Here is a 13,423-nt window from a genome sequence, read left to right on the forward strand (position 1 = left end):
ATATTATCACAAAAAATCCACAGCTTTTCAGTTGTGGATTTTTTATGTTTAAGCGAATTTTATTCTTCAACTAAAACTTCTTCATAGCTTACGGGATCTACTTCTTCCTGATATTGCTCCCATTCTGCTTCAAGCTGTTTGTTGGTTCGCATTTCTTCCTCAAGTTTCAGAGTTTCTCTGTATTGTTTTGCTTCGGCAGCTAATGTCCATTTACAGCCAATTCCGATGGTTTCGATGTAATTTTTAATATCATTAATACCTAGTTTAAAGAATTCTTTTCTAGGATTTATTTTATTAAGCTGGCTTTTCATAAATTTCTTATGAAGCTGTCTTTCCAACGTCGGAGCATCATCAGAATAGATCATTGCATGCACATCAAACTCAAACGGAACGCTCGCATCTCCAAGTTCTCTTACGCGATCCAATGGCTCTAAACGTCTTGTCATTCCTATTTTATAAATATCTTCCCCAAATGATCCTATATTTGAAATAACATACACATTTCCCGATCTTGTCTGCTGAGCCATTGAAATTGCTCTTTGGTTTTTCTCTTCAGCTTGTTCGAGTTTATTTTGTAGCTCTTCTAATTTTTGTTGGAAAAGTAGTTTTTCCTCTTCATTTGCTCTGGAAACCTGAGACTCAGCTTTTTCAATCAGTCTTTTTAAGGTTTGCTCTTCTTTTTCAGCATCTTTTATTGCTTTTTCAAATTCTTTACGGGCTTTTTCTTCTTCTCTTATCTGCTCACGAATTTGTCTTTGTTCTTCCTGTTCCTGCCATCTTAGCTCTTGTGCTACGACTGCCCATTTAAGCTCTTCAAGCCTTGCTTCATGATAAATATTGGAAATTCTAGCTTTCCTGAATGCTTCTCCATTAAAATTAACCAATTGAAAAGCGTCATTTATTTTTTGTTTAAGAATTCCATAATTATCTTTTTTTACAGTAGATAAAATACTTTCTACTTTTCCGTTGTAAGCATCAATTACAAAATCTATAGCAATATTTTTCCTATATTCATCAACATATTCACAAAGACCTGCCTGTCTGTTTGTGATCATTAATTTGTTGTTTAAACGAAGTTTTTTAATATTCTCTCCGGCTTCTTTATGACTGAAATCGTCTGCAAGCTCGTCTAACAAAGTATATGTTGGAATGATATATTCATTTCCGTATCCTTTAATAACATTTTTCATTGCTTTAATTCGATCTGCAATAAGATCTGCTTCTCTCAGACTGCGATAAGCGTCACCACCAATTGATTCTGCTTTGTTTTCTGCATTTTCGATGATTCGTTGAGACTCTCTTACGGCATTTTCATACAATAATTCTACTTCTCTGGTACGTTTTTCGGTGTATTCTCGTGTAATTCTACGGGATTCTCTCGATTGTTGTTGAGCAGTATCTAATTCCAGCTGTGCATTTTCTTTTAATTTTATACTGTCTTTTTCAGCTTTTTTTAAAAGATATTCGCATTCTACTTGAATATTGAGGATATCCTGATATTTGCTTAAAGCATCGTTATTATTTTTAAGTTGAATATTTTTTTCTTCGATAGATCTTTTATCAATTTGAAGGTTAGATAATTCCGCTCTCAATCTCTGAATTTTGTCATTTAATGATCTTTTATCAGTCTGATGACCGGATATTTCATTTTTTAACTGATTAATTTCCAAATTCAGACGAGCTATCTGAGCATCTTTTTTAGCTAGTTCTTTCTTGATATTGCCTGATTTCATGAAAGCAAACATCATCAAACAAAAGAAAATAATGATTAATACAATTCCCATGGTTAGATTATAAATTAGTTTTTAATGATTAATTATCGCAATAATACTAATAATAATTTGACATTTTTTACGGTTAACCATAAATTATAAATCGAAATAAATTGTCCGAAAAGTCTTCATATCAAATCCAAAATACAGTAATAAACTTCTATTTTGCCGATCTCAAATAGTTAAAATCTCCTTAAATTTTACAATTATTAGTTAAATATCAATTTTGGAAATCTTTAAATAAGTAATTTAGCATAGCATTTTAAAAATGCGCTAATATCTCTATGAAAAATATATTCTTTTTATTGCTTATTTCAAGTGTACAACCCGTACTGTCACAAACTAAACTGGAAAAAGCAATTACCAATCTTGAGAATAATTACGAACAAGAAAAAGTATACTTACTTACCGACAAATCACAATACGCAGCAGGTGACCAAATATGGTTTAAAAGCTTTGTATTTGATGGTTATAATCGAACGGCACTATCTACCACTCTATTTGTTGAATTGTACGATTCTGATAAAAAATTAATAGACTGGAAAACCATACTTTTAACCAATGGTGAAGGCAGCGGAGATTTTAAACTGAAAGCAGATCTTCCTGAGCAGGTTTATTTCGTTAGAGCTTATACGCCTTACATGACTAATTTTAGTGAAGATTTTCAGGTTGTTAAAACGATTCCGATTTACAATCCCAACTCTGCTGAATCATTAGAGATTTCTAAAAATTCTAATTGGTCTGCCAAAGCTTTTCCGGAAAGTGGAAATTTCATCAACGGTATGCCTACAAAATTTGCAGTAAGACTATCAAGCGATAATTCTTTACCCGAAAGCTGGACAGGAAAAATAATAGATGCACAAAATCCAAATGTGTCTATCACAACTTTTACATCGTTTGATAAAAATGTTGCCTCTTTTAAAATAACTCCAACTTTAGGCAAAAAATATCAAGCCATCATTCAGGATAATACAGGAAAAAAACAGACTATAGATTTACCGGAAGTTGCTAGCAGCGGTCTTAATTTAGAAGTTTCCAGCTCTAAGGATGGTGTTAAATATAGCTTAAAAGGAGTCAATCTAAAACAACAGCTCCAAAATTATAAAATTGTAGGAACCATCAATAATCACCTTGCTTATAAAGCCAATATTAATCAGTTAACGAATGAAGCTTCAAGTCTTATTCCTACGAAAATTAGTAATGGAGCAAACGGTATTCTGCAATTAGCTATTTTTGATGAACAGGATAATCTGGTTGCAAAAAGACTTTGTTTTATTAAGCCTAATAATTTAAAGGTTGAGAAAGCAGAAATTATCGGTAAAAATTTAAAGGAAACACCACGATCTTTCAATAGCATTGACCTTTCCCCAGAGTCGTATTTTAAAAATTATACGGTTGTCGTAAGTGATGATGGAAGCAACAACACTGAAGATGAAAATATTCTGAGTAGTCTTTGGCTTACAGGAGATTTTACTTCCAAAATAGACACACCGGCACAATATTTTTCTAAAAATGCCAATAGTGAGGCTTTGGATGCCCTGCTTATTTCTGAAAATTGGAAAAGATTTGATTGGAATTCCGTCCTTAGCGGAGCTACACCTACTATTAAAAACAACTCTCTAAAATTTCTTTCTTATAAAGTAAAACCTATTAAAGACAATGCAATACTGAGAGATGCTGCTGTAACTTTAGCTTTAAAATTAGGCGAAAACCCACCGTCTGCTAGCCTATTTAAAACTGATCAAAGCGGATATGTTTATTTAGACAACCTTAATTTCAATGAGCCTTTGGGTATTTCGTTATTTGTAAATCAGGAAAAAGGTAAAGAATCAAGTACTGATAATTTATTTGTCACAGTGGAACCTCTGGTAAATCCGACACAATTTAAAGGTAATTTCCCAAATACAAAATACAAATTGGTAAAAGCTACTGAGAATAAAAAACTTCCTACAACGATCTCCAGAGCCATCAATACTCAGAAAAACAATAGAAAAACAGAGAATGTTGATGTACAGATTGAAGAAGTAAAATTAGTAGGAAAAAAGCAAGATCCAAAAGAAGAATTAAACAAACAGTTGTCTACCGGAATGTTTAATTCTATGAATTCAACAATATTTGACTTTGTAAATGAAGATCAACATGCCGGATCAGGCAATATTTTAGATTGGCTACAGGGAAGAGCTGCCGGTTTAACATTTCAAAGAAACAACTCAGGAGAGAATGTTCCTTACATTCGTGGCAGTCAGGCTAAGTTATATTTAGATGAAATGGCTACTGATGCTAGTATGATTTCAAGTCTTCCTATCAGCAATATTGCGATGGTTAAAGTTATAAAAGAATCAGGATTAATTGGCAATGCTGTACTAATCTACACTATGAAAGGTAATTTGAAATCTAAAAATACCGAAAAAGAAACCAAAAAAAATAACTTAGCTATAGTAAAAGGTTACGATAAACCTTCAGAATTTCCTATTGAAATGTTAGATGATTCTACAGCCAAAGTAGAAAATGATACTCGAGAAACCCTATATTGGAATCCCAATTTATTTGACAGCGATTACGTTCCTCCAAGAATTAAATTCTATAATAACGACAGCGCAAAACAATATAAAGTGCTTATCATAAGCTTTGACGAAGACGACAATATACTTTATGATAATCAAATCTTGAAATAATCTATTGCTTTAAATAAAAAATCTGTCTCAGTTGTGAGACAGATTTTTTCTTTTGTATTGAATATTATTAAATATTACATTATTCATACTTCCAAACACCCGAAATTTCTAGTAAAGTCAGTCCCGGTTGTTTTTCACCATAACTAAATACACAAATGTATTTTGAATGGCAAGATGAACAATCTGTTCCAAAATAAAGGGTTGGCAGATCATGTACCGTCAACTCTCCAAAATGTTGCATTCTGCTTGAAGTTTCGGAAACTATTTTGTTATTTAATAATTCAGCCTTAGATAAAACCTTGTCTTCGCTGTAAATTTGAAGAATCGGAAACCCGGATTCGTAAGGTTTTATTTCGATTGAATTTTCGGAACCGCAACTGCAACATGTAAATTTTGTTACAGCGGATGGAATAATTTCATCATTGCTAAAAAAGCTCTTTGCGACAAGCGCTTTTTCAACAATATTTATTTTTTTTGATATTGAATACATTTCAATTTATTTATTACTGAATAACCGTCCCTGCTAAGTTATTGTATTTTCCGCTCGGACTTTTTTTGATGGTAACTTTTATATAACCTTCCTGCGCCAGTTTATTCCATGTTTTCTGATAACCAGTTGCAGGATCTATTGAAATTTTCCACATCGTTTGTTTCCCTTTTCCCACCTGACCGAACCAAGGAATAACATCTGCCGTTTGAGATTTGAAAGGTAATAAATTATTCAAAACATCAATCTCGTAGTAGAAATCATATTTATTTTCTTCTTGATTCAAAGCTCTTTGACTAAAAGTATACACATATCCGTTTACGATCGGGCTTGTAAAACTTCCTCCCAAATTGGGTATTCCAGTTCCAGTGTAGTTACCGATTGCTCCGCTGTATCTGTCAAATTTTTGCCCCATTGTAAGAGGAACTTCGTCAACGATATTGTATCCGCCGTTTGCAGGTGGCCATCCGCCATTGAGATTATTGGTTTTAAATAAAGTTTCTAATTCGCTCCATTTCCCTAGCTTGTACAGATCAAATGCCTGATTTCTAATTGGCTGACTCACCGTTCCGCCTGTGTCATACGTTAAAGCAAATTCATCTGCATTTTTATAGAATACATGGGTAACACCTCCCGTTTCATCAATAACTTCATCATTATCTGAACTACAAGAAACTGACAATAATGTGACCGATAAAAATAAGACATACTTAAAAAGATTTTTCATAATGGTATATTAATTTTAATTGAATTTTAAAAATAAAAACAGCCCTTAAATCACCGATTCCAAGGCTGTCTAACTAATGATCTTAACTAATTGAATTCTATGATATTTTAAATTGTATTTTGTAAAAAATAAAAAATTTTTAATGTGTAAATTGCTGCTATACAATTCCCTAGTCAATCAATATTTTTGAAATAGGAAGTAATTAATGCTTTGTTTAACCTTTTCTATTCCGCCATAATTTAAATGGTTTCAATTTTTTTATTATGATGTGCTTAGAAAAGCAAGCATTTTATTATATTAAATCATTAATACATAACTGATAAAAAGTGAAAATTTTTTCACACTATTATATTTGATACAAACAGTACACTATAAATACTCTCGTTTAAGTGATAAATTTAAGTTAAAAAAATTAAATATTAATGAAATTTTTAAAAATAATTTATTAATAATATTTCAACCGCAACAATAAAGTATAATATCGAAATAATCATTACATAATTTCTCATTTACTATGATTTTAATAATGGAATTTTTCATAATAATATTCACATCAAAAAATCCTTTAAATCTAAGACTTAAAGGATTTTATATTAGAATATAAAGAAAATTGCACCAAATTACTTACCATGAGCAGCTTCGGAAACCTCTTTCCACTCTTCAAATCCGGCAAGACGTTCCTCATAGACCTTTTTCACACTTGGATAAGCCATTTTCCCAAGCAATAATCTCAATGGAGGATTTTCAGCATCAACCAATTTTACGATAGCATCGGCAGTTGCTTCAGGATCTCCGAAAATATCAGGAGTTGCACTTGCCATAAACGCTTCTTTGATTGGATTATAAACATCAATAGACTCCGTCTGAACAGCCGAAGCACCCGACCAATCTGTAGCAAAACCGTTGGGTTCTACTAAAGAAATTTTAATTCCAAATCCTGAAACTTCTGTTGCCAATGTTTCACTAAAGCCTTCTACAGCAAATTTTGAAGCATTGTACAAACCTAAAATCGGCAATGTTATCAATCCCAAATAACTTGAAACCTGAATAATATGACCCGATTTCTGCGCTCTCATGATCGGAAGAACAGCCTGTGTCATCCACAAAGTTCCAAAAAAGTTTGTTTCCATCTGACCTCTCGCCTGCTCTTCTGTTGTTTCTTCAACCGCTCCGAAAAGTCCATAACCTGCATTATTAATCAAAATATCAATTCTTCCGAAATGCTCGTTTGCTTTTTTTACGGTTTCAAAAGCAGCGTTACGATCTGTAACATCCAATTGCAATGGAAATACATTTTCTCCGTATTGATCTACCAGATCTTTCAGATCATTTGTATTTCTTGCTGTTGCGACAACTTTATCACCTCTTTTTAAAAATTTTTCAGCCCAGATTTTTCCAAATCCTCTTGATGCTCCTGTTATCAAAAATACTTTTGCCATTTTTTTTAATTTAATTATTAATCACTTAATTCTATTGTTGCTAAGATTTGCATAAATGCTCTCAAAAGCATAATTTTGTAGTTGCAAATTGCAAGTGCAAATATAAATACAATTACTTTCAATTTGCAAGTAATTTTTAATTGATTTCATAAATGAAAGATATATCACATCGCTCAACATGCCCTGTCAGCTTTTCACTCGATTTTTTTGGTGATAAATGGACTTTGCTTATTGTAAGAGATATGATCTTAAAAGGATATACAACTTTTGGAGATTTTCAGCAATCCGACGAAGGTATTGCTACGAATATACTGACTGACAGGTTAAAAATGCTGGAGAAATACGGTTTTGTAATAAAATATCCGTTGGCAGGAAAAGCCCGTACAGGATATTGCCTTACAGAAAAAGGAATAAGTCTTATTCCCGTTGTTATTGAATTGGCGATTTGGGGATCAGATTCTGAATGCACGGAAGGCACTTTAAATGTCGCCCCGAAAATTGAAAAAGGGAAAGACGCTTACATTCAACAATTAAAAAAAGAATTGACTGCAACTTTAGAAGCAAAAAAACTGTTGATTGCAAAATAGATTTAAATCGAATTTACTTTGATAATTCATATTCAATTTCATTATCGTCTAAATCTGCAATTTTCTTAAAATTAAGTCGCTCAAGAAGTTGTATCGCTTTGCTATTCTGCTGGCTTGTTGCAGCCCAGATACGTTTTAAACGCATCGTATTCAGTCCATAATCAATGGCCAACTTCATTGCATCAGTCATATAACCTTTTCCATAATATTTTGGTAAAAGAATACATCCCAGTTCACCTTCGCCATCTTTCAGTCCGCGATAATAACCGCAAGTTCCAACGATTTTATCGGTTGAATTATCTACAATACACCAATGAATTGAATCTCCATTCGCGCAATCTTCATCGATTTTAGCTTGCATTTGTCTTGCTTCTGCTGATGTTTTTGCCTGAATTGCATCATAGAAAGAAATCTCCACAATATCTTTAATATCTGAATCTGAGATCTGTCGTAAAGTTATTTTCTCACCTTTTACATTTGGGAAATTGAGTTTCATAGTAATGATTAATTTTATATTTGAATATCGATAAAAATACTCATTATTTAATCATTAATACGAATTATAGTTTCTTTTACAAGCCCTTCTTCAAATAAAAACAATTTTCACTATTTTTATTAAAATATTAATTGAATTAGTTTGAAATTACCATTTTCCTATTACCAAAATCCAGATGTCCTTTTTCTGGCAAAAGATCTTCTAGGCAAGGTACTTTTCACCGAAATTGATGGTGAAATTACAGCAGCCATAATTGTAGAAACAGAAGCTTATTTTGGTATTCACGACAAAGCTTCCCATGCATATGGCGGAAAACGTACAGAAAGAACCGAAATAATGTATGCTCAAGGTGGGATTTCGTATGTTTATTTATGCTACGGCATTCATCACCTTTTCAACGTTGTAACTTCCATTGAAAATGAGCCTCATGCTGTATTGGTAAGAGCCGTTGAGCCATTAATTGGTCAGGAAATAATGGAACTCAGAAGAAATATGCCTTCCACAAAATCGGCAATTTCATCCGGTCCAGGTTCTGCAGCAAAAGCTTTAGGAATTAATCGTTCTTTCAATAAAAAAGAGCTTACCGGAGAAGAGATCTGGCTTGAAGATCATAACATTAGGTATAATCCTGACGATATTATCGCAAGCCCTCGTGTTGGCGTTGCATACGCTCAGGAAGATGCTTTATTGCCATGGCGATTTTTCATTAAAGGCAATAAATATGTAAGTAAACCTAATAAAGTAGAATAAGAAATCTATTCTTCAAGATTTTGAATTTCAATATAAAATTTACCGTAAGAAACAACAAGATCATCAAGTGAAAACCCTCGGTTTAGACCGCTTGTGTTTGGTAAAACCCAGACTTTAGCACCGCAAAAATCTTCTGTTTGCAATCCCCATTCGATTTGTTTTTTTCCTGAAAAAGCTTTGTATGCAGCTTTACCAAGAAAACCAATATATTTTGGCTGAAACTTGGTCATTTTTTCTTTAAAAATTTCAAGAGAATTATCAAATTCTTCCTTGGAAAGTTCGTCTGCGCGGGAAGTTGGCCTTGCAACAGCCGTCGTAAGACCATATCCAAAATCTAGAATACTGGTATCGTTTTCAGCTTCAATTTGATGAGAAGTAAAACCTGATTCGTGCAAAACTTTCCAAAAACGGTTGCTTCTTCCCGAAAAATGATGCCCGTCTTCTGAAGATTTCAAACCGGGATTGATTCCGCAAAAGATAACGGTGAGATTTCTGGCGATAATGTCTGTTAACATTCATTGAATTTAATCATTCAATATATCAATTTTGAATTTATGAATATGAAAAATTTCTACAATATTTTTAAAATTTTAACCTTTTAAATACATTAGATATCATTTTGGAATTTTCCATGATAAATGGCTTGATTTTAGATAAGCATTAACTTATTATCGCTATTTATATCTAAAAAACATTGATAAAATCAAAATTATCGATTTATGGAAAAGTTTAAAAAAATAATTTTGAAAATTCTAAAATGGACGGGAATTTCATTAGCCTCAATTCTATTTTTGATGTCTATTATTCCGCTTCTATTTCCCGGAACTATTTCTGAGCAGGTAAAAATATTTGCCAATCAACATCTTGCCGGAAAACTGGATTATAAAAAAACGCATCTTACATTTTTCAGACACTTTCCTTCGCTTACGGTTTCTGTAGATGATCTTATTTTACAAGGTTCAAAACCTTTTCAGAACGATACTTTATTGGCTGCAAAAGAGGTTGCTGTAGGAATTAATTTAAAAAACCTGATCTTCAACCGTGAAGTTAAGATCGATGAAATATACGTAACCGATGCTTACGCCAATGTTTTTGTAAACACAAAAGGTGAAGCAAATTACAACGTTTACATTTCAAAACCTTCATCAGCACCAAAAGATACTACAGAAGCAGGTACCTCTATAAAGCTGGATCTTATCAAAATTAAAAACAGCTATATAAAATATGTTGATCATGCTGCCAGAATTTTAGTTGATGCTAAAGGGTTGAATTACACCGGAAAAGGCGGATTAAGCGAAAATATTTTCGATCTGGAAACCAACCTTGATATCGACAAAGTTGATTTTAGCCTTAACAGAGTATATTATGCAAAGCAAAAGAAATTACATGCTGATCTTATTACAAGAATCAATACCAATGCCTTAACTTTTGTATTGAGAAAGAACGAATTAAGAGTCAATGATTTACCATTAAAGTTTATTGGTTCTGCAAGTATTTTGAAAGACGGATATGACCTCGATATCAAAGCAGCTTCCGAAAAAACAACCATTCGTGAAATGATTTCGGTATTACCTCCACAATATCTGGATTGGGCAAAAGATACCAAAATTGAAGGCAATAGTGATTTGTATTTTAATGTAAAAGGAAGATTCAGCGAGCCAAAAAACCTTAAACCAAGAGTAAAAGTTCGACTTTTAGTCAAAAACGGGTTTATTTCCAACGGAAAAGCGCCTGTTCCGATGAATAATCTTAATATGGATTTAAATATTGACCTTCCATCATTAAATACTGATCAATTGGGAATAGATCTTAAAAAATTAAGTTTCGACCTTGGTCCGAATAATAAATTTCTTGCCTATGTACGAACAAAAGGTCTGAAAGAAATGAATGTAAATGCCAATATCAGAGGTGCTGTAAACCTTCAGACACTGCAACAGGCATTAGGATTAAATGACATTGAAGTACGTGGTTTGATGGATACCAATATCAAAGCCAACGGAATTTTCAGCATGGATAAAAAACTGTTTCCAAAAACCAATGGTTATATTAATCTTAAAGACGGTTTTGTTAAGACAAAATATTACCCCAATCCTATCCAAAACATCAATTTGGCGGCTAATATTATCAATACTGATGGGACTTTCAAGAGTCTTGGAGTAAAATTGGATCCTTTTAAATTTGATTTTGAGGGAAATCCTGTCTTCATTAATGCTGATCTTCAGAATTTTGAAGATTTGCTGTATAAAGTTAAAGCGAAAGGAGTTTTAAATGTCGGTAGAATTTACAAAGTTTTTGCTAAAAAAGGCTTAGACATCAGCGGATTGATTATGGCTGATCTTTCATTGAACGGTCGACAAAGTTACGCAACAACAGGTCAATACAGTAAACTCGACAACAAAGGAACTTTAATTCTTAAAAATATAAAAGCCACAACAGAATATCTTCCGAAATCATTCTATATAAAAGAAGGAAATTTCCAGTTTGAGAATGAAAAAATGTGGTTCAGAAAGTTTTTTGCAACTTATGGAAAATCAGATTTTGCTTTAAATGGTTATCTTTTAAATACCATCAATTATTTCATTGAAAGAAAAGGAACTCTTCACGGAAAATTTGTAATGAATTCCAATTACATTTTGGTTGATGAATTTATGGCCTTGAAAAGCGGTGATAACACAGATAAATCAATCGAAGTAGAATATGCAAAAGTAGAAAATCCTAAGAGCAGCGGCGTTGTGATTGTTCCGAAAAACCTTGATGTTTCTCTCGAAGCCAACGCCAAAAAAGTTGAATTTAAAGGGTTAGGCTTAAATCACCTTAAAGGATTAGCTTCCGTAACCAAAGGTCAGGTTTACCTTAAAAATACCTCTTTCGATATTATCGGAAGCCGTATGAATATTGATGCGCGTTATCAGGACGAATCTCCGTTGACTGCCAATTATGATGCGGCGCTTAAGGTTCAGGATTTTGATGTTCAGAGAGCATACAAAGAAATTGATATGGTGCGAGAAATGGCGACTGCAGCCAAAGACGTAAAAGGAATTGTATCGTTGGATTATAAATTAAAAGGCGATTTTGATAAAAATATGAGTCCAATTTACCCGTCATTAGAAGGTGGCGGAATTGTAAATCTTCGTAATGTTGAAGTTAAAAACCTAAAAATGCTTTCGGCTGTTGGCGATAATATTGGCTCCAAAGGTTTTGATAATCCTGATATGAAAGGCGTAAATATTGAAACTCATATTAAAAATAATTTGATTCATATTGAAAAATTCACGTTTAAAGTTTCTGTTTTAAGACCTTCAATCAGCGGAACTACAAGCTTCAATGGATTGCTGGATCTCCAAATCAGAGTCGGACTTCCACCTGGTGGATGGATAGGCTTCCCGATTGTTGTAACAGGAACTCATGAAAAACCGAAAATCAAGATCTTCAGCAAAAAAGGTCAGGGAATTATAGCCGCTTTGTATAATAAAAAATCAAACAAACTGATTCGTGAAGAAAAACGTGCGGAGAAAAAAACGAAACGTCAGCACCGTAAAGATCAGGAAGATCAGGAACAAAAAGCTATTAATGCAGAGAAACAGATCACCAAAGATCTAAAGAAAAAATAAATAAAAGACTGTCTGAAAATGACAGTCTTTTTTGGTAAACTATGTAAGATTTTGTTGGAGAGTCGCAAAGACGCAAAGATTTTAATCTTTATACTGTTTTTAAGGCGTAAGAAAATCAAAGATTTTCAACAATCATTCAGAATAAAAAGCTGTAAATTTTATAGAAGATAAAATCCTTGCGCCTTAAAACGCAATCATGTAAATACCTTGGCGTCTTTGCGATTCTCCAACAATAATTAAAAAAGTTTAAAACAAAATTTAAAAATCCAAAAACTGATCAGAAAGTCTTTTCCATTGAATTTTTGAAACACCAAACATTCCGCCAACCGCGATTGAGAAGTTTCTTATTTTATCTAAAAAATTGGCGTTCCAATTCGGGCTTTCATTTCTACCATAAACGGCTGTTTTGATAACATTTTCACTTCTTGAGATCATGAAACTTGAAGTTGCCTCATTGGAATAAAAATGAGCAATATGATTACTTTTTTTGTTTCCTGGAATTGTCGAAGGCCTACAAATAATCAATAAATTTTCAAGTTCATTTTTATTGATATAATTTTCGCTTATTTCAATAATCTCAACCCAATCGTAACCTTTTGCTTCAAAACCTCCGGGCCCGGGAATATCAATTCTGATAAAATCTCCAACTTTCGGAAGTCTATCAATATAATTTCCTAAAGAATCGTGAAGTCTGAAATCAGCAAAACCTTCTCCACAATAGCTTTTCCATTGATTAACGGACAAAAATCTTTCTTTTAAAATAGCATATTGTGAAATTGTTTTTTCCGGTTTTTCATATTGCTTTATGCTTTCAGTATCATGAAAACCACCTTTTTTCTGCAACGGAATTCCGGGAATCTGTTTAGGTTTCATAATTAA

11 protein-coding genes are annotated in these 13,423 nt (G+C 32.8%); 4 read left to right on the forward strand and 7 right to left on the reverse strand.

Going from position 1 to position 13,423, the window contains the following annotated elements:
- Positions 1-59 precede the first annotated feature (59 nt).
- Positions 60-1,784 carry an SNIPE associated domain-containing protein gene (locus tag A0O34_RS20775; protein WP_066758944.1) on the reverse strand — a complete coding sequence of 575 codons (1,725 nt, stop codon included), beginning with the start codon at positions 1,782-1,784 and terminating at the stop codon, positions 60-62.
- A 272-nt stretch (positions 1,785-2,056) separates the two neighbouring features.
- On the opposite strand from A0O34_RS20775, the gene A0O34_RS20780 reads away from it, so the two are divergent.
- Positions 2,057-4,447, forward strand: a complete 2,391-nt coding sequence (locus A0O34_RS20780; RefSeq protein WP_066758947.1) for a hypothetical protein — start codon at positions 2,057-2,059, stop codon at positions 4,445-4,447.
- Between the two features lie 79 nt (positions 4,448-4,526).
- Here the strand turns inward: A0O34_RS20780 and A0O34_RS20785 are convergent, their stop codons facing one another.
- The 3 genes from A0O34_RS20785 to A0O34_RS20795 form a co-directional block, all read right to left on the reverse strand.
- Positions 4,527-4,937, reverse strand: coding sequence for a hypothetical protein (locus tag A0O34_RS20785; RefSeq protein ID WP_066758949.1), 411 nt, complete (start codon positions 4,935-4,937; stop codon positions 4,527-4,529).
- A gap of 13 nt (positions 4,938-4,950) precedes the next feature.
- The gene (locus tag A0O34_RS20790; RefSeq protein WP_066758952.1) at positions 4,951-5,661 is read right to left on the reverse strand and encodes a glycohydrolase toxin TNT-related protein; all 711 of its coding nucleotides are present in this window, start codon (positions 5,659-5,661) and stop codon (positions 4,951-4,953) included.
- 620 nt (positions 5,662-6,281) lie between these two features.
- Positions 6,282-7,100 carry an SDR family oxidoreductase gene (locus A0O34_RS20795; RefSeq protein WP_066758954.1) on the reverse strand — a complete coding sequence of 273 codons (819 nt, stop codon included), beginning with the start codon at positions 7,098-7,100 and terminating at the stop codon, positions 6,282-6,284.
- Positions 7,101-7,252: 152 nt separating this feature from the next.
- Between A0O34_RS20795 and A0O34_RS20800 the strand changes: the two genes are divergently transcribed.
- Positions 7,253-7,687: a winged helix-turn-helix transcriptional regulator gene (locus A0O34_RS20800; protein ID WP_066758956.1), complete on the forward strand. Its 435-nt coding sequence runs from the start codon at positions 7,253-7,255 to the stop codon at positions 7,685-7,687.
- A gap of 13 nt (positions 7,688-7,700) precedes the next feature.
- Here A0O34_RS20800 and A0O34_RS20805 read toward each other — a convergent pair whose 3' ends face one another.
- The gene (locus tag A0O34_RS20805; protein ID WP_066758958.1) at positions 7,701-8,183 is read right to left on the reverse strand and encodes a GNAT family N-acetyltransferase; all 483 of its coding nucleotides are present in this window, start codon (positions 8,181-8,183) and stop codon (positions 7,701-7,703) included.
- 141 nt (positions 8,184-8,324) lie between these two features.
- On the opposite strand from A0O34_RS20805, the gene A0O34_RS20810 reads away from it, so the two are divergent.
- Positions 8,325-8,933: a DNA-3-methyladenine glycosylase gene (locus A0O34_RS20810; protein ID WP_066758960.1), complete on the forward strand. Its 609-nt coding sequence runs from the start codon at positions 8,325-8,327 to the stop codon at positions 8,931-8,933.
- A 5-nt stretch (positions 8,934-8,938) separates the two neighbouring features.
- Here the strand turns inward: A0O34_RS20810 and mug are convergent, their stop codons facing one another.
- Positions 8,939-9,448 carry a G/U mismatch-specific DNA glycosylase gene (gene mug, locus A0O34_RS20815; protein ID WP_066758962.1) on the reverse strand — a complete coding sequence of 170 codons (510 nt, stop codon included), beginning with the start codon at positions 9,446-9,448 and terminating at the stop codon, positions 8,939-8,941.
- 204 nt (positions 9,449-9,652) lie between these two features.
- On the opposite strand from mug, the gene A0O34_RS20820 reads away from it, so the two are divergent.
- Complete coding sequence (locus A0O34_RS20820; protein ID WP_066758964.1) at positions 9,653-12,544, forward strand: AsmA-like C-terminal region-containing protein; 2,892 nt, start codon at positions 9,653-9,655, stop codon at positions 12,542-12,544.
- Between the two features lie 258 nt (positions 12,545-12,802).
- Here the strand turns inward: A0O34_RS20820 and A0O34_RS20825 are convergent, their stop codons facing one another.
- Positions 12,803-13,417 carry a hypothetical protein gene (locus A0O34_RS20825; RefSeq protein WP_066758966.1) on the reverse strand — a complete coding sequence of 205 codons (615 nt, stop codon included), beginning with the start codon at positions 13,415-13,417 and terminating at the stop codon, positions 12,803-12,805.
- Between the last annotated feature and the right edge of the window lie 6 nt (positions 13,418-13,423).

This window comes from Chryseobacterium glaciei (assembly GCF_001648155.1).
GTDB classification, from domain to species: domain Bacteria; phylum Bacteroidota; class Bacteroidia; order Flavobacteriales; family Weeksellaceae; genus Chryseobacterium; species Chryseobacterium glaciei.